Raw genomic sequence first — 20,746 nt, forward strand, 5'->3', positions numbered from 1 at the left:
TGCCTCACTTTTAACACTTACCCATTGGTTCGACGAACACTATAAACATCTGGTACACTTTTAATTTTGTCAACGATGGTTTTTAAATGAGAAAGGTTTTGAATTTTCACAGTAACATGAATCTGGGCCATCTTATCTTTGGATGGACGAGCTTCAACGCCGACTAAATTTTTTGTCATCGAACTAATGACTTGTAAAACATCACTTAGTAAGCCACTACGATCATAGCCGTAAATCTCCAAATCGGCAGCGTATTCTTTGCGACTGTGCTCGGTATCTTCCCACTCAACTTCAATTAGACGTTGTGCTAGTTCTTCTTGATGTTGTACGTTAGGACAGTCCGCACGATGAATTGAAACGCCACGTCCTTTGGTAATGTAACCAACGATTTCATCACCAGGCACTGGATTACAACAGCGGCTTAAACGAATCAATAGGTTGTCCACCCCTTGAATCACGATGCCGCCTTCATGACGAACTTTCATTTTTTCTGATTCTTTTTTAGCTGGCTGATTTAACAACTCTTCTGCTTCTTGACGTTGGCGTTCCAACTCTTGTTCGCGGCGTTCTTTTTCTGTTAAACGATTGCACACTACTTGCGCACTTACTTCGCCATAACCTACTGCCGCAAATAAATCATCTTCCGTTTGAAATTTAAATTTATCTAACACTTCCGCCATTTTATTCTTCGTTAAAAATTCTTTTGGTGTAAAGCCGATTTCTGTCATGTATTTAATGACAGCATCATGCCCTTTAATAATATTATCTTCACGGTCTTGTTCTTTAAAGAAACGTTTGATTTTATTTTTAGCTTTACTTGTTTTAACCATTTTCAACCAGTCGCGACTAGGTCCGAAAGAATTCGGTGATGTTAGGACTTCAATAATATCCCCATTTTTTAGGACATAGTCTAACTGTACCATTTTGCCGTTGACCTTCGCACCGGTTGTTTTATTCCCAATTTCAGTATGAATGCTGTAGGCAAAATCTAGTGGTCCGGAGCCTTTTGGCAGTTCGGTTACATCTCCGCTTGGCGTAAAGACATAGACTTTGTCGCTAAAAATGTCTTCTTTCACACCTTGCATAAATTCAGAAGCATCATAGCTTTCATCTTGTAATTCAATAATTTCATGGAACCAATCGACTTGCTTCGTCAGTTCATCTGTTTCAATTTTTTCCGCTTTGCCTTCTTTATAGGCCCAGTGAGCCGCCACCCCAAATTCGGCGATTTGGTGCATCTCATGGGTCCGAATTTGGACCTCTACTGGATTCCCTTTTGGTCCAATAACTGTCGTATGGATAGATTGATACATATTCGCTTTTGGCATAGCAATATAATCTTTAAAGCGACCTGGCATTGGTGTCCAACGTGTATGAATCGCCCCTAACACGGCATAGCAATCTTTAATGGAATCGACAATAACACGAATGGCTAATAAGTCATAGATTTCATTAAACTGTTTCTTTTGGTCCTTCATTTTACGATAGATTGAATAAATATGTTTTGGTCGACCATATATTTCTGCGTAAATTTCTAAATCTTCCGTAGCTAAACGAATATCTTCGACTGCTTCTGCCACATAAGCTTCACGTTCATCACGTTTACTTTGCATCAAATTAACAATTCGATAGTATTGGTTGGGGTTAATATAACGTAAGGCCGTATCTTCTAATTCCCATTTAATTCGACTAATCCCTAAGCGATGTGCTAAAGGCGCATAAATTTCTAAAGTTTCTTGCGCAATCCGTCGTTGCTTATCTTCACGTAAATGTTTTAATGTGCGCATATTGTGCAAACGATCGGCTAGTTTCACCATAATGACCCGTAAATCTTGCGCCATTGCCAATAACATTTTCCGATGGTTTTCGGCTAATTGTTCTTCATGAGATTTATATTTAATTTTTCCTAGTTTCGTCACGCCATCGACTAACATTGCGATGTCTTCGCCAAATTCTTCTTTTAAATCGTCCAGTGTTACGTCCGTATCTTCGACAACATCATGTAAAAATCCTGTTGCTACAGTATGGGGATCCATATGTAATTCAGCCAGAATGCCTGCCACTTGAATCGGATGGATGATGTAAGGTTCACCTGATTGTCGGACTTGACCTTCGTGTGCTTTTTCAGCATAAGTTAATGCTTTTTGAACCAACTCAACATGTTCTGGTCCCATATAGGTACTTACAATTTTGATGACCGCTGGGCCTGTCAGTATTTCTTCTTTTGGCATGGTATTCACTCCTCTATGAAGGTGACCTTTGGATAAAGAACACTTCGTTCACGTTTTATCTATTTTAATAAAAAAGAAAAGTACCACTTGAAACAGTAGCACTTTCAACAACTCTATTATACTAAATTTCCCTTAAATTTCAATCACTGTCGCTTTTTTACTCTCTGTTTATTTAAAGAGAATGCCTACAAGAATTTTACAGGCGGGCTTTCGTTTAATTTAAAAGTTCCATTTGGTAGCTAACCGCACTTAAAAGATACAACGGTGCTGTTTCTGCTCGTAAAATTCTCGGACCCAACCCGCAAAGTTTCGCCCCAGCCTGCAGAAATTGTTCAATTTCTTGCGGTGCAAAGCCACCTTCAGGTCCAAAGAGCACACACAAACGTGCGCCTGGCTGGCAAGTGGATAATACTTGTGCTAATTGACTTTTTTCTCCTTGTTTTGCTGATTCTTCATACGCAACCAAGACTGTGTCATATGAGTCAAATTGCGCAATGATTTCTTGTGTTTTTTCCACCAAAAAAACACTTGGTGTCTGCTGCCGATGCGATTGTTCAGCCGCTTCTGTGGCAATTTTTTGTAATCTTTTTTCTTTGGCTGCTCTTTTTTTGTGGTCCCATTTGACAACGGAAGTTTTCGCAGGAAAGCCGATAAACTGATTGCCACCTAGCTCCGTGCCTTTTTGAACAATCCATTCTAACTTGTCCCCTTTTGGTAACCCACACGCAATCGTCACTTCAATTGGCAATTCTTTGTCCATTTCTTCTTTACTAATTTCTTTAAAGTAAACAGATGTTGAATCAATTTCCACAATCTCAGCTAAAATGGCAGTTTTATTTTGAAATACTAAATAACAACGATCATTCGGCGTCATTCGCATAACTCGCACAATATGATGATAGTTTTCATCTGCGACTTTATACAAATCTTTTTCTTGATAATCTTCTTTCATGAAATACCGTTGCATTTTACTCTTCCTCTGGTTTCTTCAAGATAATCGCATACCAATCGCCTTGATTAAAGAGTTGGTCCACCACAAACCCGACTTTCGTTAGTGCTTCTAAAACCATTGCTTTTTTATCTTCAATAATTCCAGAAATAATGAAGGTACCGTCTTGTTTTAGCAAACGCCAAGCATCTTCAATCATTAACACAATAATATCTGCCAAAATATTTGCGACGATTACATCAGCAGAATGGTCAATCCCTTTTAGTAAATCATTGGCTGACACATGAACATCGGCCGCAATGGGATTTAAATCCATATTTTCTTTTGCCGCTGCAACTGCTACTTCATCTAAATCATATGCGTAGACGTCTTTAGCCCCTAAATAGCGACTTGCAATACTCAAAACACCAGAGCCCGTTCCTACATCTAGAACTGTTTCGCCACCACGTAAAACAGTTTCTAAAGCTTGCAAGGTTAAACGAGTCGTTGGATGCGTACCTGTACCGAAAGCCATGCCCGGATCCAATGTGATAATTTTTTCTGCTTCATCTTGTGCGTGATAGGCTTCCCAACTTGGCACAATCGTTAAGAATCGTGTGACACGGACAGGATGATAATATTTTTTCCAAGCAGTTGCCCAGTCGCTTTCTGCTACTTCACTAATTGTCATTTCGTTTTTACCAATGGATAAGCCGTACTCAGGCAAGCGTAAAATATTTTCTTTCATAAATGGTAAAATTTCTGGTAAGAAGGTTGTTTCAGGAAAATAAGCCATCACAATCGCTCCTTCTTTAATGTGGGTGAATTGCTCTTTATCTAAAATTTCCCCATACAGATCACTTTCAAAATTTTCAATGTCCAACGCATCTTCAATGGCCACGCCACTTGCGCCAGCTTCCATCATAATGTTTGAAATTGCTTCAACTGCTTCGCTAGCCGTTTCTACTTTTACTTCTGTCCACTTCATGTTCTCACCTCTAAATTAATAACTTGGATACGCAATCCATTGTTCTTTTTCTGTTTCTGCCACTTTTTTAATCATCGCTTCAAAATCTGCTGGCTCCCAATGCAATTCAAAAACTTCCGCTGTTTCATCTGATAAAAAGTCTAACAAATCACTTTGCCCTTCATCTAAAACCACTTTTAAATAGTGAATGAATCCGTCTAAAACTGCTTTGCGTAGCCCTTTTTTTCCTTCATAAGGAATTGTGACTAAATACTCTTCGTCATCAACGACAGACTTTTGCGGATTGTAAAATAACAAACCATCTTCAAATTCAATGAATTCTTCTTCTGAAAGCGTACCATCAACATCATCAATCGCCACTTGCTCATTGTTTTCTGCATATAAACGAACAATGACTTCGATGGTATGGTTTTTGCGATCCCAATCAAGGCCTACTTCGTAATCTCCTAAGTGTTTTTCAAGTTGTTCCTCTAAGTATGTGAGCATTGTTGCTTTTTTCATTTTCTTCATCCTTCCAGCCAAAATCTATTTGGTCTACTGCTGTTCTTTTTTGTTTAGAAATATATGGATTGCCAGCCACGACGTATCTTAAAGGCAACTCTGTCCAACGACCTTTATTGGGAATTCCAATTCGTGGTAGTGCCTCAATTTTTTTCGGAAATTTTCGTTTTTCTGGCACGAGCCGTAACGAACTAGAAAAAATCGACTGACCATATAATTGCTTATCAATTCCTAAGGCTGCAACTAATTTACCTGGTCCATTGGTCAATTCCACGCCTTGACGTCCTTGGCGATTTTCAATCATTTTATCGACACCTTCAACAGGTTCAATCGCGCGGATCATCACCCCTTGTGGTTTGCCTTGTTCTTGTGTCACCATATTTAAAATTAAATGCGTGTGCATAGTATATAAATAAATCGTGCCTGGTTTGTCATACATGGCTTGTAAGCGTGGCGTTTTTCTCAAGCCAAAGCTATGGGCCGCCTCATCATCAGGACCTAAATAAGCTTCTGCATCCACAATGTACCCACCTAAAACGCCTGTTGCTGTTTCGTGCTCTAAATACATCCCTAACAAGTATTGTGCCACTTCTTCAGTTGTTTTTGTGTTAAAGATATTTATCGTTTCTTTCATTTCTTTCACCACTCCCTATCATACACGAAACCTTCCGCTATATCCATCTAAAACCCAAAAAACCACCAAAAAGCGAATGTACGTTCTTTATGTTATAATAAGATGATTATGAAAAAGGAGGTCCTTTTATGCAACAACCTTTAGCCTATCGAATGCGACCTCGTCACTTAGACGAAGTAGTTGGTCAACAACATTTAGTCGGCCCTGGTAAAATTATTCGTCGGATGGTCGAAGCCAAAATGCTTTCATCGATGATTCTTTATGGGCCGCCTGGCACTGGAAAAACCAGTATTGCCAGCGCAATCGCTGGTTCAACAAATTATGCCTTTCGCATGTTGAACGCGGCCACAGACACCAAAAAAGATTTACAAATCGTTGCTGAAGAAGCCAAAATGAGTGGCACAGTGATTTTACTGCTTGATGAAATTCACCGATTAGATAAAACAAAACAAGATTTTTTGCTCCCTCATTTAGAAAACGGACGAATTATTATGATTGGAGCAACTACCGAAAATCCATATATTACAATTAACCCTGCGATTCGTAGTCGCACGCAAATTTTTGAAGTAAAGCCCTTAACAGAAACAGACATTCAGCAAGCGATTCAAGAAGCCTTAACCGATAGCACACGTGGCTTAGGCGATTATCCCGTCTACTTAGAAGAAAAAGCATTACAACATTTGACACGCGCAACGAACGGTGACTTACGTAGTGCGCTAAATGGACTAGAATTAGCTGTTAAATCAACACCCAAAAATGAACAAGGCGAAATTAAGATCACCTTACCGATTATTGAAGAGTGCGTGCAACGAAAAGCCTTAACCCATGATAAAGATGGCGATGCCCATTATGACGTGATTTCCGCTTTCCAAAAGTCAATTCGAGGAAGCGATGTAGATGCTGCACTTCATTATTTGGGTCGCTTAGTTGAAGCAGGTGATTTACCGATTATTTGTCGTCGTTTAATGGTCATTGCTTACGAGGATATCGGTCTTGGGAATCCTGCGGCCGCCGCTCGGACAGTCACCGCTGTTCAAGCCGCCGAAAAGCTAGGGTTTCCAGAAGCTAGAATTCCTCTAGCCAGTGTCGTCATTGATTTATGTTTATCCCCAAAATCAAATTCTGCAGTCACAGCGATTGATGCTGCTTTGGCAGATATTCGACAAGGCTCTGTGGGAGATGTTCCTGATCATTTGCGTGATGCCCACTATGCTGGAGCCAAAGAATTAAACCGTGGCATTGGTTATCAATACCCACATAATTTTGAAAACGGTTGGGTCAATCAGCAATACTTACCTGACAAATTAAAAGAGGCACGTTATTACGAACCGATTGATATTGGTAAATATGAACAAGCCTTACATCAGCAACTCAAGCGTATCCAAGAATGGAAACAGAAAAAATAACAAAATAATACGCTTTCAAAAAAAGAAACAATCTCGTTGCCGATTTTGAGAGAGTATGCTATTATAAAGATGGTAAATCTGTGATGTACGCGTTGTCCTTTCACTGTGTTGACCGAACATTTTTATTGATATCTAGGGATCCTGCTTGTATCAAAGTTGGTAACATGCCTTTTCTTTTGGTAGTTCAATACTGCGATCGAGGAACCCACCTGCTTATCTTGCGGGTTCAATACTCTAGGACGATTACCGGCATCGACGGATTTTACCATTTTTATGAAGATTTCTAAACAATTTGCTCTGGCAAGTTGTTTTTTTTTGGAGGACAAGATGATTCGTATACTCGTACTATTACTCGCCGTTGTCACAGGCGTAGCCAGTTATTATTTGATGAAGAAAAGTGCAGCTTTTTTACCACTCTTAAAAAAAGAAACTGCAACAGAAAGTCAACAGTTTATCGAACGTTTTGGGCGTTATTACTTGATTATCGCCATTCTAGGTGTTCTAGCGGCTATTTTTAATCGCCCGTTATTGTCAATTGGTTTTATCTTTTTTGTTTTATTACTTTCAACGTTGTTTAGTTTAACTTTTGCAAAAAAAATGTCATAAAAGACGATGAATTTAAAGAGGTCGGGACAGAAGTGTTTAACTCCGAGAAATAAGAAGGAATTTCCGAAAATTGTTCTTTAATTTTTGGAGAATTTCGGCTTATTTCCGAAGGAGTTGCTTCTGTTTCCGCCGTTTATCAATTTTTAAGCCTGGGACAAAAATCCAAAGTGATTTTTGTCCCAGGTTCTTTTTTACAAAAAAATGCCAATATTCAGAAAAAAAGAAGCGGTTTCAGTTTCTTTTTTTCTTTGTTTGTTTTACAATTATTATAGAAACAATTAATGATTTTTTTTACGCTGAAAGGAGCGGTTATTATGTTACAACAATATCAAAAAATTATGATAGCAATCGATGGTTCTGACGAAGCAGACTTAGCCTTTAAAAAAGCGGTCAACGTCGCTAAACGAAACGATGCTGAATTACTATTAGCACATGTTGTTGATACGCGCTCTTTCCAATCAGTGTCCTCTTTTGATGGTGCGCTAGCAGAAGAAGCAATGTCAATGGCAAAAGAAACCTTAGACACCTACCAACAACAAGCGGTGGATATGGGACAAACAAAAGTCTCTAGCGTTCTAGCCTATGGTTCTCCTAAGAATATCATTGCCAAAGAATTACCAAAAGAATACAACATTGATTTAATTATGTTAGGAGCAACTGGATTAAATGCCGTTGAGCGTTTATTTATTGGCTCTGTCTCTGAATCAGTTATCCGTAACGCTAGCTGCGATGTTCTCGTTGTACGGACGGATTTAGACAACAAATTACCAAAAAATGAAGAAAAATAAAAAATAAGAAAAAACTGAGCCAACTATCACTTTTGATAGTTGGCTCAGTTTTTTCTTATTTACCTATTAAGCACACCTTGTGAGAGCGTCTCACAAGGTGTGTTCGTTTAATTATTTTAGACGTTCTACGTCACGGGCAATCATTAACTCTTCATCAGTTGGTACTAATAGAAGCTTGATTTTTGAATCATCAGTTGAGATAACTGCTTCTTCACCGTGTACATTATTTTTGTCATCATCGATTTCACAACCAAACCAAGTCATGCCATCAATAATATCTTTACGAACGCCAACTGCATTTTCACCGATTCCAGCAGTAAAGACAATCGCATCAACGCCATTCATAACAGTGACATAGCTACCAATGTATTTACGAATACGATCGATAAAAATGTTGTATGCTGTTTGAACTTCAGGTTTATCTAAGTTTGATTGAATATCGCGCATGTCGCTTGATAAACCATTTGTTAAACCTAATAAACCAGATTTTTTGTTTAAAATATCAACCATGTCTTGTACATCAGTCAAGCCAAGTTTTGTCATTAAATAAGGCAATAGTGACGCATCAACATCCCCTGAACGAGTCCCCATTGTAACACCAGCAAGAGGAGTGAAGCCCATTGATGTATCGACTGATTTACCACCATCAACTGCAGTGATTGAAGCACCATTTCCTAAGTGACAAGTGATAATTTTCAAGTCTTCAATTGGACGACCTAACATTTCTGCAGCACGTTGAGAGACATAACGATGACTTGTTCCATGTGCCCCATATTTACGTGCAGCAAATTTTTCATAGTATTCACGCGGTACACTATATAAATAGTTGTGTTCTGGCATTGTTGTGTGGAACGACGTATCAAAGACTGCCACGCTAATGATTTCTGGTAAGATATGTTTAAATGCTTTAATCCCCATCGCATTCGCTGGGTTGTGTAAAGGTGCTAATTCAGATAAAGCTTCAATTTTTTCTAATACTTCGTCTGTAATAACAACAGAATCTTTAAATTCTTCTCCACCAGCAACTACACGGTGACCAACACCAGTAATTTCATCATAAGAACCTAAAATGTTTAAGTCGATTAATTGGTCTAGTAACATTTTTACTGCCACTTCATGGTTATCAATATCAACAATCACTTCATATTTTTGTCCTTCACCATATTTAATTGTGAAGATAGAATCTTTTAAGCCAATACGTTCAACGATTCCTTTAGCGATCACTTCTTCATTTGGCATTTGGTATAATTGCCATTTTAAACTTGAACTACCTGCATTAATTGCAATTGTTTTAGACATAATTTTCTCCTCTTCGTTACTATTTTATTTTAAATTTGAAGCTTTCCAAGCTTCAAATTGTTTAAAGAACTCCGTTACTTTATTGATATCTTTCAAAGAGGCAAGTTTTGCTAACAAAACTTCCTTCACTTGCTCAGCATCTGCACCCTTGTTTTGAACAAGCAAGATACTTTTACGTGATTGTTCTGACTTAAACAATTCATCAGGTAACTGTATCATTCCTTGTAAATAGACGTTTTTTGTCAACCAATTTTTAAAGAATTCACTTTGCTCAGTCTCTAAAATATTGGTCGGGATTAAGAATAAGCCAAACCCTGCTGGCTTCACGTATTTCATGGCTTGTTCCATTAATAAATGATGCGCATAACTATGGCCTTCCTCAGCAGCAGCAGCAAATCCCTTCGCTCGCTCATCATTTGGATAATAGCCAATCGGCAAGTCACTTAATGCTAAATCAACTGGATCCAATAACAAATCTTGCAATCCGTCTTGATGGAACAACTGAATATTGGCTTGTGACCAAGCATTGTTCACAGAAGATACTGCCAAAAGTGTTTCATCGATATCCACACCATAACCAGAAACTTTGTAACCAGCTGTTTCAAGGTTCAGCAGAACCGTTAACAGTAAATTTCCCATTCCTGAAGCAGGATCTAAAATTTTTAATGGCTCTAATTTATTTGTTAATTGTTCTACTAAATAAACAAACAAAAAGCCAATACCGTCTGGCGTCAATTGATGATTTGCTTGAAGCTGCTCTTTTCTCGTTCCTTTTAACAAAAGTAATTGGGACAAGCGTCGCACATCTTCAGGAGCTAAATCAATTTTTTTAATCGTATGATACAGCGTTTCTAATTGTTTCACTGTCTCTGGATTAGGTACTCCGTCAAGTACTCGTACTTGAAAATCATCTAAAATATTTTCACCATTTTCAATATACGCATCTAAAAAAGAAGTATCCAATGACTGTTGCAATAACTGGATTGCTTGTTCCATTGGCTCGAAAGCCTCTTCAATTTTTTCTGGGAACAAATTAGCACCTCTATTCTATTCAAAATGTAACAACTTCCATACCTGTTTTATTTTAACGAAAAAAGAAAGAATAATCAATGCCTTTACTGTCTTTCTTCTAAAATCTAATAATTTGTAGAAAAACAACGCTATTCCAGTATTGTTTCCGCTTTTTTTTGATGAGAAACTCTCTCTTGATATTGGTATTTTCGACCAGATTTGTTTAATAAAACAGTTATTCTTAATTGTTCATTTTTGTATGTATAATCGAGGGTCACTTGCGCGTATACGAGCCTTTCTTCTGTTTTTAACTTTCGTCTATTTTGTTTAACATCTGCAAGAAATAAATGAAGGATACTTTTCCCTGCATAGTATTCCTGGGTAGCTTGCGTAAATTTTTGTGTTAACTGACGTTCTTCTAGTAACTGAAGGGCGAGAAAACTCATCAAATAAACAAAGGCCATGGCCGTGAACAATAAGTTTCCTGAATATTTTTGCCTCATTAAAATTCTCCCTTTATCGGAAAAAAACTATCAAATGTTTTTTCAGAAGTAAAAGTAACTTCCAAAGTAAACGATTGTCCTTCATTTTTAAACTGTCCATTTTTGATACCAATTAACAGCGGTTGATAGCCTTTACCATTGACTCGCTTAATAATTTTATCTTCTTTGATTTGAATTGAAATAGTCTTGTTTGTTTCTGAGTCGAGGAAAGAAATCTCTTGAGCAGAACCTGTTTGGAAAACGAGCTTTTGACATTCTTTTTCTAATTGAATTAAAAAAATATGCCAGGATTTCGAATCATTGTTTTTCAAATATTGATTTCCGATAAAACTTTGTTGAATCATCAACTGAAACAATTGACACATACAACTTAAAACGACTAGTGCCACTAAACACTCTAACATTGTAAAACCCGCATATTTTTTATTGACCAATCAAAATCGCTCCTCTTGAATCTGTCACTTTTAGTATCCTTCTTCCCTCGTTCTCCATCAAAGAAAATCGGTAAGTTTCTCCTTGATATATCCGCTCTTTGAAACGTAAATCACCCGTCTGCTCTAAAAATAAAATTGCTTCGTATCCTAGACGAGTGCGCGTTAATTCTTGCTCCCGTTGATAATTTTGCTGAATTAATTGTGTAATAGTCAGGGAGAATATCCCTGCTATCACACATACAATACTAAAACTAACGAGACTCTCTAATAAAATAAAACCGCTATAAATAGTTAATTTTCTTCGTATATTTGCCACTCCCCATCTGAAATTGTAAAATAAGTTGCTGTTTCTTTTCAGTCCAAGTAAAAATATATTTCACTAAACGGCCATTGTTCCCTGACGAATGAAGAAAACTGAGCTTGCTTGGACCACTCACTGTCATTTTTTCAGGTACAGCTAATAAAGTCCTCCGAGCTGATTGGTTCAATTTATCAGGAAATGAAAAACTTTGTTGTTCTTCAAAAAACCAAACTTCTTGTGTTTCCTCTAAAACAATTGCTTGCTGTTGCGCAAAACGAAGTTGTTTTTCTACCGTAGCAAGAAACTGTTCAATTTTTAACGTTTCTTGCCAGCGGTGAATAGCGAGTGTCGGAAGCATAGTCATAAAGCAAACAATCGTTAAACTAACAAGTGTTTCCATTAATGTGAATCCTGCTGACTTGTTCATTGCTTTTCTGCTGTATATTTATCTAACTGCTCTTTAGTAATGTAGCCTTCGTTGACTAATTCATTTAAGGAAGGCGTCTTATTTTTTTCTAGTGTGTAGAGCTCGATTTGTGATTCTACAATTTTTACGATTGCTTCATTGCCTTTTTTATCAACTGTTTCTTTATGTTTCGCTAAGTTAGGGACAAAAAGTAAAATCAATACGGAAATAATCAATAAGACAATCAACATTTCTAATAATGTAAACCCTGCGTATTTTTGTTTCTTTTTCATTATAAAACTCCTTCCATATTGCCATAAATAGGCAGCAACATTGCCCCATAGACACCGATAATTAGACAAGCAATTATGATAAAAATAAATGGTTGAACAAGGGTAATGACTCGTTCAATTTTTTTGAAAAAAACTTGGAAACAGACATTACTATAAACCATCAACTCCTTGCCTAATTTTCCTTTTACTTCTCCTTGTTGAATCATTAAACCCAATGCTTTTGTAAAAAAAGGATAAGCAGCTAATTGTCTATGTAAGGTTTCACCAACTAGCAGTCCTTCACTAATTGCTCCAGCTAATTCTTTCATTAAGGGGTAATTGGTTGTATGACGCATCAAATCGATGACCTCTTTCATTTCTAATCCTTGTGCAAGCAACTTCCCCCATTCTAGTGCAAAAAAAGCACTGACGTATTCCCGATAGAGGCCACGGATAATTGGTAGTTTCAGATATACGAAGGCCCGCTGAATAGCAGACTGATGCTTCAAATAACGGTTTAAAATGAAGAAACTAAATGAGAGGACAAAAACTAAGGTAACCAGAATGTATGGACTGTAAACAATCAGAAGAATCCCAATATTTTTAGAATAACTATTGGCATCATTTTCCATTAATTGGGGCAATAAAAATTGCCGAATACCAACAATGACGAGAATCAAAAAAACAATCAGGAGCAGCGGATAACTAATTATTTTATAGAACTGTTGCCGATATTTTTCCGTTTGAAAAAAATGTTCGGAAATCGCTTGTAGTGTCCCTACCAAATCCCCGTGTGCAGTAGCAAACGACAATTGTGCCGAGACCATTGTTGAAAATCCTAATTCTTCGACTAAAGCTTGTAAGGCAATGCCTGAGGAAAAGCCTTCAACTAAAAAAGTTATACTGTGCTGGGGTAATGCGTTTGATTTTTTCATGAAGGAAAAACTTTCTTGTATATTAAAACCATTTGCAAGCAAATCCGCTAATAGTTTCAGAAAAAGCTGCTGTTGTTTTTTCGTTAATTTATTCGATGGCTTGAAAATACGTTTTTTCTGTAATAAACCCATACGCCCACGCCTTTCTTAGATTCTTTTGCCAACTACTCTTTATAACGGCTTCCTTAAAGAAGAAATAATCATAAAGAATTCCTGCTACTTGTTCCTTATTAATCGTGGTTGTCAAAATCTGTTGATAAATGATACCTTGCAAGCATTCAGCCAATTCATGCTCTGGGCCACCTAATTCTATCAAACGCCGTTGCACCCCCAATAAGTTACGGGCGTGAATTGTCGCAAAAATAGTATGACCCGTTAAGGCGGCTCGAATAACTGCTTGAGCCGTCTCGCCATCACGAATTTCACCAATAATCAAAATATCAGGATGATGGCGCAAGCAAACTTTGATCAAGGCTTCGTACGTTAACTGAATTTTTTCATTTGTTTGCAACTGTAAAAACTGCTTTTCCTCAATTTCAACAGGATCCTCAATCGCTATCACTTGTTGTTCGCCACTTCTTTGTTTAGCCACACGATACATGGTTGTTGTTTTCCCAGAACCAACTGGCCCACTGAATAAATAAAGTCCTCGTTTCTGACAAGATGCTTCAATTTCATTCAGCTGGTGGGGAAAGAAAAAATGTTCAGCTTGTTCACCAAATCGGTGCAAAAAACGAATTACCAAGCTCTCTCGATTCTGAAAATCTCCCACAGATGATAAACGCAAGCGTTGCTTCGTCTCGCCAATTAGATAAGTTGTCGCGCCTAATTGTGCTTTTCGTCTTTCTCCGACATCCATGCCGCCTATAAATTTAAAGTGGAAAATTAACTTTTCGCCTATTTCTGCGGAAACTTGTGTGTAAGGTGTCCGTTGCATCCCTGTCCGAAAAGAGATAGCTATTTCGGTATCATTGGGTAAAAAATAAACGTCTTGCGCCCCATGAAGGACGCCCCATTCAATTAATTGATGAGCTAATTTTTTTACATTTTCAGTCATTCATTTCCTCCTCTCACTAATAAACTACGCATTTATTTTATGATTTCAGCAAAAAAAAGAACCTTCACCAATAAGATGAAGGTTCTTTTTTTGAAGTTTGCGCTGTCCATCTATCTTCCCCAAAATAGTGGAACTCCTAGACACTTAATATTATACTAAAAAAATCTTGCGTTTAGTTTTCAAAAATTTCTCTGAATCACAAAATTTTTGAGAAAAACTATCAGAATCAGATCGGATCGTTTACGTTTTTGGCTTCGTTTTTTGTTTATTAACTAAATAAACTGGAATTCCTAGAAGCGTAATCCCTATACCAATCAATGCAAGAATAGGCTGTGTAATACTTGTTGTAACCAAGATGAAGATACCACCTAGACTTGCGATAATTGGAATAATTGGATAGCCAGGAACTTTATACGGTCGTTTTAATTCAGGTTCTCGTTTTCTTAAAATAAAAACGGCTAAGAAAATTAATAGATTAAACAGCCACATAACAAAAACTAACATATCCGTCAATAAATCGAAGGTCCCGAAAAACATCATGATAATGGCTACAGCTAACTGGAAAATTCCAGCAACGTAAGGAACAACAAAGCGTTTAGACAACTTTTGAAACTGACGACTAAAAGGCATCAGATTATCTAAGGCTAAGGCATAAGGAATCCGAATCCCTGTCATTGTGTAGCCGTTTAACGCACCATATACAGAGATTAAAATCCCAATAGTTACGATTTTGCCGCCAATTGGTCCAAAAATAGCCACAGAAGCATCCGAAGCTGCATTCAAATTCCCAGCGATTTGCTCAATTGGTAATGTTTTTAGAAACACAAAATTAATTAAGGCATAAATTAAAGTAATCAATAACAAACCAAAAATAATGGCTTTAGGCAAGTCTCTTTCTGGTCGCTTCATTTCACCAGCCACGTTACCCACACCTAGCCAGCCATCATAAGCAAACATGGTGGCAACTAAGGCGCCACTAAAAGCAACTAAAAAGCCAGTATTCGCTGTTGTTTCAATGGGAAAAAGCGAAACGGCTACTTGTCCTGGAGTAAATAACCCCACTAAAGAAATCAAGGCAATTGGAATCAGTTTTACTACCAATGTCGTGGATTGGACCAAAGAAGCAATTTTTGTTCCTAATAAATTAATTACGGTGATACTAGTTCCCGCAAGAATGGCAATCGGGATCAATAAATTTGCCGATAAATGAAACAAATTGATTAGTTGTGTACTAAAAATAATGGATAACGCCGAAATGTTGGCAGGATAATAAATGATACTTTGTGCCCACCCTAAAAGAAAACCAGCTAATTTACCATATGTATATTCAATATACTTCACTGCGCCACCTGTTTCAGGGATTGCTGTAGCAAGTTCGGCGCTGGTTAATCCTGCACAAATGGTTAAGGCACCACCTAACACCCAAGCAAAAATAGCTAAACTAGCTGACTGTGCGTGTCCAACGACACTCGCAGCTTTAAAGAAAACACCAGCGCCAATCACCGTACCCATTACCGTGGATAACGCACCAAACGTTGTTATCTCTCTTTTTAATTGCTTTTTCTCCATAGACTCCCTCATTTCATTTAAACTAAACAAGCGTAACAAAATTTCCACTTTTTTGAAAAGATAACGAAAATAATAGCTGTTTTCATGAAAAATTCTGTAACGATCTCTTTTCAGTATAGCTATTTCTTTTAGAATTTCAAGTTTGAAAACCACAAAAAGAAAATTTGTCATAAAAGTTTTAGAGCATTCATCTTTTGTTTATAAACAAGAATGGAAAAACCGACGATTTTTTATTAAATAAACGAAAAATCGGATCAAAAAGAAACCTTTCTGATCCGATTTTAACTACGTTATTGGTTTTTGACTTTTTCTTTTTTCATTTGTTTGCTACGTAATTGTCCGCAAGCCGCATCAATATCTGTTCCATGCTCTTTACGAATAACACAATTGATGCCATTCTTTTTGAGTACATCATAAAATTTTAAAACCGCTTCTTTAGAGCTTCGGCTATATTGATCGTGTTCACTCACCGGGTTATACGGAATCAGATTAACATAAGAAAGTTTTTTCTTATTCCGTAGTAAATCTGCTAATTGTTGAGCATGTTCTGGTCGGTCGTTCACTTGACTCAACATAATATATTCAAATGTAACACGTCGGTTGGTTTTTTCAATGTATTCATCAATTGCTGCCATTAATTTTTCAATTGGAAAACTACGATTAATCCGCATAATTGATGTACGAACTTCGTTGTTAGGAGCATGTAATGAGATTGCTAAGTTTACTTGTAGTCCACTGTCTGCAAATTCACGAATTTTTGGCACTAAACCACTTGTTGAAACTGTAATATGGCGGGCACCAATGGCCAAACCTTTATCATCATTAATCGTTCGTAAAAAGTTCATGACATTGGCATAATTATCAAATGGTTCACCAATTCCCATCACAACGACATGGCTAACACGTTCATCCAACCCACGTTCATCGAAATAATGTTGCACCCACATAATTTGGGCAACAATCTCGCCAGCAGTTAAATCTCTTTGTTTTTTTAATAGCCCACTAGCACAAAATGTACACCCAATATTGCAACCAACTTGAGTGGTCACACAAACAGATAATCCATATTCTTGACGCATCAAGACTGTTTCAATCATATTTTTATCTGGTAATTCAAATAAATATTTCACGGTACCATCTTGCGCTTCTTGCACAATGACTTGTTTTAATGGATTTAATGAAAAATTTTCTTCTAATAAAGTCATCAACGATTTAGAAATGTTCGACATTTCACTAAATGAAGCAACACGTTTTGTATACAACCATTCCCACACTTGTGTTGCGCGAAATTTCTTCTCGCCATGGGCTAAAAACCAGTCCACAAGCTGTTCTCTCGTCAGTCCATAAATGGATTCTTTCTGCATTTCTTTTCCTCATTTCTGCTATTACATTCGCTTCATAACTATAACGTATTCTCACTTTGAATGCAATATCACGAAGAGTCTCAAAAAAAATCGTTAAGCGTGCATGCTTAACGATTTTTTATAATTAATCTTTCACTAAGTGATAAACTTTTTTGAAGTAGAACGTTCTGGCAATTAAATAGTAAACGACCTGAATCAATAAGAAAACGCCTAAAACTTCCCAGCCAGCTAATTGCATTGGCTGATCTAAGACAGCATACATTGCTTTCAAAGCAACAGCTCCATGAATAAATGAAACAACAATTGGGGTAAAGAATAAAATACCTACTTGTTGGTAAATCATTTTCTTCAATTCTTTTTTCGTCAAACCAAGTTTGTAAATCATCTTGAATTTTTCAACGTCCGTATTCATATCACTGTATAAACGGAAGTATAAGAAACTACCCGCCGAAACAAAGAACACGATACCGATAAATAGTCCGACAAATAGAACTGGCGTATAATATTGCGTAATGGCTGCCGACATTGCAGCTGTTCCTACTAACATGGGATACTTGTCACCAATAATATTTTCTGCTTTTATCAATTCTTCACGATTGGTTCCTGCTTTGGGCTGCCAAATTGTTTCTGTTTCCGCTTTGATTCCATCTGTTGAGGTACTATCTGGGATAACAACCACACCGCCAAAAGTCGGTAATACATTGGTTTCTTCTGTTTTATCAATGTTTAAAACTTGATCATTTCCCAATTGAACAGATTTGACATCTACTGATGCAGCAGAAGGAGCATCTTTTTGTGATAAATTAACTACTTTCTCACCTGTTAAAGTTGGTTCATCTATAAATTTTGCGAGTTTATTATATTCAGATGTTTTGATTAATTGGATACCGGCACTTGTTTTGTACATTGTGTAATCAATCTGATCAAACTGAATATTTTTTTCTTGGAATGTTTTTGTCGCAAATTGTTTCATTTCTTGATTTTCTGGGTTGGTCGAATCAGACAATGTCAGTTCGTACGGTACAGAACTTATTCCTTTAAAAATCATCTCGTTCACGCCGTATAACGTTCCAATGGCAGCAAAAGCAACCGTTGATATCACCGAAACCAAGAAGAACGAACGTGCATTATCTTTCATGCGGAATGCTAAATCTGATAAAACGACCATATTGGTTTTTTTCCAAAAGATTTTTGGTTTCCGTTTTAAACGTTCAATGACAGAAACACTCAATTGGTCAAATAAGAATTTTGTCCCTAAAATAACTAAGAAAATTACTGGGAACATCACCATTAAAACTAACTGTCCCTTAGCAACTAAAGCAATTCCGTAACCGACAATTAAAAGTAACACGGCTAAGAAAGATTTAACTTTAGAGCTTTTGATTTCACCTTTACCCATTTCTCCTGCTTTTAATAGCTCTTGAAGTGTCGCTTTTGGCAAGCGGAATTGAATAAAGAAAGAAATTACTAAGAACAAGACCGCAAATGAAATGACAGTAATGATAAACGGCATCACTGGCAAATAAAAACCTAAACCTAGATGCATCAATAAATTGCTAATCCATAAAATAAACTGTGAAAATCCAACACCTAAAATGCTACCAAAAATTGTAGCAAAGAAACCAATCACTAAGTTTTCAATAAAAATCATTTTCTTTAACTGTTTTGGACTCATCCCTTGAATCATCAAGGTTCCAAACTCTTTTTTCCGAGATTGGATAAAGACATCCATCGAGTATAAAACGAATAAGAAAGAGAAACCATAGATTATAATTGCCGCAGCCGTCATTCCCATTTGTGCTTTAGAATTTAAACCATTAGCTAAGGCTGGGTGAAAGACAAAACCAGTGAACGTAAAAAAGATCATCACAGAAAACATTGTACTTAGGAAATAAGCCAAGTATAAATGCTTATTTCGAATCGTGTTTCTTATAACAAACTGATTAAAATTCATTATCGACACCTTCAATCTCAGCCAGTTTCACCATGATTAAATCGTAGAACTCTTTTTGATTGCCATTTTGGACAATTTCATCAATTAATTCACCATCTTTAATAAAGACGATGCGCTTGCAATAACTTGCGGCTAGCGGATCATGGGTTACCATTAAAATAGTCGCCGCTTCTTCTTCGTTTAATTGTTGTAACAAGCCCATCACATCCTTAGATGATTTCGTATCTAAGTTTCCTGTTGGTTCATCAGCCAATAATAATTGTGGATGATGAATCATTGCGCGAGCAACGGCGACCCGTTGTGCTTGTCCACCAGAAATTTCTGCAATTCGTTTTTTCAACAGATGATTGATACCTAAACGCTCACTTAATTCTGCTAATTGTCGTTTCATTACAGAGACTTTTTCTCCATCAAGCGTCAATGGCAAAATAATATTTTCTTCAACAGTTAATGTTGGCATTAAATTAAAGCTTTGAAAAACAAATCCTAATTCTGTACGACGGAATTTAGCAATTTGTTCTTGATTCAAATTGTTTGGATTTTTTCCATTTAAAAGTATTTCACCGTCTGTTGGACTATCGATTGTTGCCAATAAATTTAAAAGTGTACTTTTCCCACTTCCAGAAGGTCCCATAATACCAATAAATTCACCATCTTGGACAGTTAAATTAATCCCTTTTAAAGCTTCATATTTAATTTCGTTTCCGTAAACTTTTTTCAAATTTTGTACTTCTAACATATTTTCCACTCCTATTCTTCTCACTCATTTAGTGTATCGAAAACGAAAAAAAACGACAATAGAAAAGAATAACAATGAACTTACATTACTGTAAGTGCACTGTTATTCTTTTAAAAGTTATGCTTCATATTCAATCACATAAGGATGAATCTTCGTATTATAAATAGCTTCTGAATATTCTACGCAACGACCTGTTGGGCTTAACGAACGCCGAATTCTTTTTAAGCCCGTTGTTTCAGTTGTTTGCAACATCTTTTGCTCTGCTTCTGTCAAAGTTGCAACTTCAAAACGGTCTTCAAATTTATAAATTTCAATGGCATGGCGATCCATCAAACGATACAAGGATTCTTCTTTGTATTCAGTCAATGATACGTCTTTCATGGCAGCTGGCAAATAGTAATTAAAATAAATATAGGGTTGTTCATCGATTAGATATAACCGTGAAAGGTGAACCACTTCTTCTCCTAAAAATTGATAAGCCGGCATCTCTTTTGACAACGTCAAGTTTTCAACTTGTAAAACTTTTTTGGTTACTTTCTGACCTGATTCATTCAAAAATTCAGTGAATGTCCCTGCTTTTGATAGTTTATTATAGGGACGATTGCTTAATACAGTTGTGCCTCGGCCACTTTTTTTCTCAACAAATTCTTCCGTTGCTAACATTTCGATTGCCCGCCGAATCGTAATTTTACTAACGTTAAACATCTCTTCCAATTCTGTTTCTGTTGGTAAAAACGTTCCTACTGGATACTTGCCACTCAAAATATCTTCTTTAATCTGATCTGCTACTTCTAAATAAAGCACGCTCTTTCTTCTCATG

Annotated in this window: 22 protein-coding genes and 1 other RNA gene; 4 read left to right on the plus strand and 19 right to left on the minus strand. The window is 36.8% G+C overall.

All coding sequences use genetic code 11. The annotated features are described in order from the left end of the window. Positions 1 to 17: 17 nt before the first annotated feature. From IGM04_RS08370 to IGM04_RS08390, 5 genes are all read right to left on the minus strand, one after another. Positions 18 to 2,231 (minus strand): RelA/SpoT family protein, encoded by a 2,214-nt coding sequence (locus IGM04_RS08370; RefSeq protein ID WP_002357079.1) that lies wholly within the window; start codon positions 2,229 to 2,231, stop codon positions 18 to 20. Between the two features lie 214 nt (positions 2,232 to 2,445). After that, positions 2,446 to 3,198 (minus strand): 16S rRNA (uracil(1498)-N(3))-methyltransferase, encoded by a 753-nt coding sequence (locus IGM04_RS08375; protein WP_010715313.1) that lies wholly within the window; start codon positions 3,196 to 3,198, stop codon positions 2,446 to 2,448. Between the two features lies 1 nt (position 3,199). Beyond that, positions 3,200 to 4,147 (minus strand): 50S ribosomal protein L11 methyltransferase, encoded by a 948-nt coding sequence (gene prmA, locus IGM04_RS08380; RefSeq protein WP_002357075.1) that lies wholly within the window; start codon positions 4,145 to 4,147, stop codon positions 3,200 to 3,202. Positions 4,148 to 4,162: 15 nt separating this feature from the next. Further along, entirely contained in the window at positions 4,163 to 4,648 is a 486-nt protein-coding gene (locus IGM04_RS08385) for a DUF3013 family protein (protein WP_002388170.1), read from the minus strand. Further along, positions 4,605 to 5,282, minus strand: coding sequence for a DNA-3-methyladenine glycosylase (locus IGM04_RS08390; protein WP_002364174.1), 678 nt, complete (start codon positions 5,280 to 5,282; stop codon positions 4,605 to 4,607). The genes IGM04_RS08385 and IGM04_RS08390 overlap by 44 nt, the downstream gene beginning before the upstream one ends. 128 nt (positions 5,283 to 5,410) lie before the next feature. Between IGM04_RS08390 and IGM04_RS08395 the strand changes: the two genes are divergently transcribed. The 4 genes from IGM04_RS08395 (at position 5,411) to IGM04_RS08410 (ending at position 8,082) form a co-directional block, all read left to right on the plus strand. Then, the gene (locus IGM04_RS08395; RefSeq protein WP_078130966.1) at positions 5,411 to 6,688 is read left to right on the plus strand and encodes a replication-associated recombination protein A; all 1,278 of its coding nucleotides are present in this window, start codon (positions 5,411 to 5,413) and stop codon (positions 6,686 to 6,688) included. A gap of 72 nt (positions 6,689 to 6,760) precedes the next feature. Further along, positions 6,761 to 6,954: non-coding RNA, 6S RNA (gene ssrS, locus IGM04_RS08400), on the plus strand. A 7-nt stretch (positions 6,955 to 6,961) separates the two neighbouring features. Further along, entirely contained in the window at positions 6,962 to 7,294 is a 333-nt protein-coding gene (locus tag IGM04_RS08405) for a hypothetical protein (protein ID WP_002357068.1), read from the plus strand. Between the two features lie 314 nt (positions 7,295 to 7,608). Further along, entirely contained in the window at positions 7,609 to 8,082 is a 474-nt protein-coding gene (locus tag IGM04_RS08410; RefSeq protein ID WP_002357065.1) for a universal stress protein, read from the plus strand. Positions 8,083 to 8,193: 111 nt separating this feature from the next. Here the strand turns inward: IGM04_RS08410 and IGM04_RS08415 are convergent, their stop codons facing one another. From IGM04_RS08415 to IGM04_RS08480, 14 genes are all read right to left on the minus strand, one after another. After that, positions 8,194 to 9,381: an acetate/propionate family kinase gene (locus tag IGM04_RS08415; RefSeq protein WP_002357064.1), complete on the minus strand. Its 1,188-nt coding sequence runs from the start codon at positions 9,379 to 9,381 to the stop codon at positions 8,194 to 8,196. A 24-nt stretch (positions 9,382 to 9,405) separates the two neighbouring features. Continuing rightward, entirely contained in the window at positions 9,406 to 10,413 is a 1,008-nt protein-coding gene (locus IGM04_RS08420; RefSeq protein ID WP_086318227.1) for a class I SAM-dependent methyltransferase, read from the minus strand. A 128-nt stretch (positions 10,414 to 10,541) separates the two neighbouring features. Beyond that, positions 10,542 to 10,895 carry a competence type IV pilus minor pilin ComGG gene (gene comGG, locus IGM04_RS08425; RefSeq protein WP_002360027.1) on the minus strand — a complete coding sequence of 118 codons (354 nt, stop codon included), beginning with the start codon at positions 10,893 to 10,895 and terminating at the stop codon, positions 10,542 to 10,544. Continuing rightward, positions 10,895 to 11,329 carry a competence type IV pilus minor pilin ComGF gene (gene comGF / locus IGM04_RS08430; protein ID WP_002362055.1) on the minus strand — a complete coding sequence of 145 codons (435 nt, stop codon included), beginning with the start codon at positions 11,327 to 11,329 and terminating at the stop codon, positions 10,895 to 10,897. The genes comGG and comGF overlap by 1 nt, the downstream gene beginning before the upstream one ends. Further along, entirely contained in the window at positions 11,319 to 11,645 is a 327-nt protein-coding gene (locus tag IGM04_RS08435; protein ID WP_002370967.1) for a type II secretion system protein, read from the minus strand. Before IGM04_RS08435 ends, comGF begins: the two co-directional genes overlap by 11 nt. Continuing rightward, positions 11,611 to 12,057 carry a competence type IV pilus minor pilin ComGD gene (gene comGD / locus IGM04_RS08440; protein ID WP_002379576.1) on the minus strand — a complete coding sequence of 149 codons (447 nt, stop codon included), beginning with the start codon at positions 12,055 to 12,057 and terminating at the stop codon, positions 11,611 to 11,613. The genes IGM04_RS08435 and comGD overlap by 35 nt, the downstream gene beginning before the upstream one ends. Continuing rightward, entirely contained in the window at positions 12,054 to 12,329 is a 276-nt protein-coding gene (comGC, locus tag IGM04_RS08445) for a competence type IV pilus major pilin ComGC (protein ID WP_002356991.1), read from the minus strand. The genes comGD and comGC overlap by 4 nt, the downstream gene beginning before the upstream one ends. Continuing rightward, positions 12,329 to 13,375, minus strand: coding sequence for a competence type IV pilus assembly protein ComGB (comGB, locus tag IGM04_RS08450; RefSeq protein WP_002396611.1), 1,047 nt, complete (start codon positions 13,373 to 13,375; stop codon positions 12,329 to 12,331). Before comGB ends, comGC begins: the two co-directional genes overlap by 1 nt. Next, complete coding sequence (gene comGA, locus IGM04_RS08455) at positions 13,332 to 14,300, minus strand: competence type IV pilus ATPase ComGA (protein ID WP_002374519.1); 969 nt, start codon at positions 14,298 to 14,300, stop codon at positions 13,332 to 13,334. Before comGA ends, comGB begins: the two co-directional genes overlap by 44 nt. A gap of 240 nt (positions 14,301 to 14,540) precedes the next feature. Then, on the minus strand, positions 14,541 to 15,869 hold the full coding sequence (locus tag IGM04_RS08460) for an APC family permease (RefSeq protein ID WP_002396609.1): 1,329 nt from the start codon (positions 15,867 to 15,869) through the stop codon (positions 14,541 to 14,543). 290 nt (positions 15,870 to 16,159) lie between these two features. Next, positions 16,160 to 17,233 carry a 23S rRNA (adenine(2503)-C(2))-methyltransferase RlmN gene (gene rlmN, locus IGM04_RS08465; protein WP_002356987.1) on the minus strand — a complete coding sequence of 358 codons (1,074 nt, stop codon included), beginning with the start codon at positions 17,231 to 17,233 and terminating at the stop codon, positions 16,160 to 16,162. A gap of 124 nt (positions 17,234 to 17,357) precedes the next feature. Then, a complete protein-coding gene (locus tag IGM04_RS08470; protein ID WP_086318226.1) occupies positions 17,358 to 19,187 on the minus strand; it encodes an ABC transporter permease in 1,830 nt (609 codons plus the stop codon). Then, positions 19,177 to 19,926 (minus strand): ABC transporter ATP-binding protein, encoded by a 750-nt coding sequence (locus tag IGM04_RS08475; protein ID WP_002381711.1) that lies wholly within the window; start codon positions 19,924 to 19,926, stop codon positions 19,177 to 19,179. The genes IGM04_RS08470 and IGM04_RS08475 overlap by 11 nt, the downstream gene beginning before the upstream one ends. A 117-nt stretch (positions 19,927 to 20,043) precedes the next feature. Further along, positions 20,044 to 20,745, minus strand: coding sequence for a GntR family transcriptional regulator (locus IGM04_RS08480; protein WP_002356983.1), 702 nt, complete (start codon positions 20,743 to 20,745; stop codon positions 20,044 to 20,046). Position 20,746 lies beyond the last annotated feature (1 nt).

The organism is Enterococcus sp. DIV2385, from assembly GCF_051711925.1.
In the GTDB taxonomy this organism is placed as follows: Bacteria; Bacillota; Bacilli; order Lactobacillales; family Enterococcaceae; genus Enterococcus; species Enterococcus faecalis.

What these genes read in the sequence shown, in the direction of transcription:
- IGM04_RS08370 (WP_002357079.1), bottom strand. Translation starts at nt 2,231, where the DNA reads ATGCCAAAAGAAGAAATACTGACAGGCCCAGCGGTCATCAAAATTGTA.
- IGM04_RS08375 (WP_010715313.1), bottom strand. Translation starts at nt 3,198, where the DNA reads ATGCAACGGTATTTCATGAAAGAAGATTATCAAGAAAAAGATTTGTAT.
- prmA (WP_002357075.1), bottom strand. Translation starts at nt 4,147, where the DNA reads ATGAAGTGGACAGAAGTAAAAGTAGAAACGGCTAGCGAAGCAGTTGAA.
- IGM04_RS08385 (WP_002388170.1), bottom strand. Translation starts at nt 4,648, where the DNA reads ATGAAAAAAGCAACAATGCTCACATACTTAGAGGAACAACTTGAAAAA.
- IGM04_RS08390 (WP_002364174.1), bottom strand. Translation starts at nt 5,282, where the DNA reads ATGAAAGAAACGATAAATATCTTTAACACAAAAACAACTGAAGAAGTG.
- IGM04_RS08395 (WP_078130966.1), top strand. Translation starts at nt 5,411, where the DNA reads ATGCAACAACCTTTAGCCTATCGAATGCGACCTCGTCACTTAGACGAA.
- IGM04_RS08405 (WP_002357068.1), top strand. Translation starts at nt 6,962, where the DNA reads ATGAAGATTTCTAAACAATTTGCTCTGGCAAGTTGTTTTTTTTTGGAG.
- IGM04_RS08410 (WP_002357065.1), top strand. Translation starts at nt 7,609, where the DNA reads ATGTTACAACAATATCAAAAAATTATGATAGCAATCGATGGTTCTGAC.
- IGM04_RS08415 (WP_002357064.1), bottom strand. Translation starts at nt 9,381, where the DNA reads ATGTCTAAAACAATTGCAATTAATGCAGGTAGTTCAAGTTTAAAATGG.
- comGG (WP_002360027.1), bottom strand. Translation starts at nt 10,895, where the DNA reads ATGAGGCAAAAATATTCAGGAAACTTATTGTTCACGGCCATGGCCTTT.
- comGD (WP_002379576.1), bottom strand. Translation starts at nt 12,057, where the DNA reads ATGAACAAGTCAGCAGGATTCACATTAATGGAAACACTTGTTAGTTTA.
- comGC (WP_002356991.1), bottom strand. Translation starts at nt 12,329, where the DNA reads ATGAAAAAGAAACAAAAATACGCAGGGTTTACATTATTAGAAATGTTG.
- comGB (WP_002396611.1), bottom strand. Translation starts at nt 13,375, where the DNA reads ATGGGTTTATTACAGAAAAAACGTATTTTCAAGCCATCGAATAAATTA.
- comGA (WP_002374519.1), bottom strand. Translation starts at nt 14,300, where the DNA reads ATGACTGAAAATGTAAAAAAATTAGCTCATCAATTAATTGAATGGGGC.
- IGM04_RS08460 (WP_002396609.1), bottom strand. Translation starts at nt 15,869, where the DNA reads ATGGAGAAAAAGCAATTAAAAAGAGAGATAACAACGTTTGGTGCGTTA.
- rlmN (WP_002356987.1), bottom strand. Translation starts at nt 17,233, where the DNA reads ATGCAGAAAGAATCCATTTATGGACTGACGAGAGAACAGCTTGTGGAC.
- IGM04_RS08470 (WP_086318226.1), bottom strand. Translation starts at nt 19,187, where the DNA reads ATGAATTTTAATCAGTTTGTTATAAGAAACACGATTCGAAATAAGCAT.
- IGM04_RS08475 (WP_002381711.1), bottom strand. Translation starts at nt 19,926, where the DNA reads ATGTTAGAAGTACAAAATTTGAAAAAAGTTTACGGAAACGAAATTAAA.
- IGM04_RS08480 (WP_002356983.1), bottom strand. Translation starts at nt 20,745, where the DNA reads ATGAGAAGAAAGAGCGTGCTTTATTTAGAAGTAGCAGATCAGATTAAA.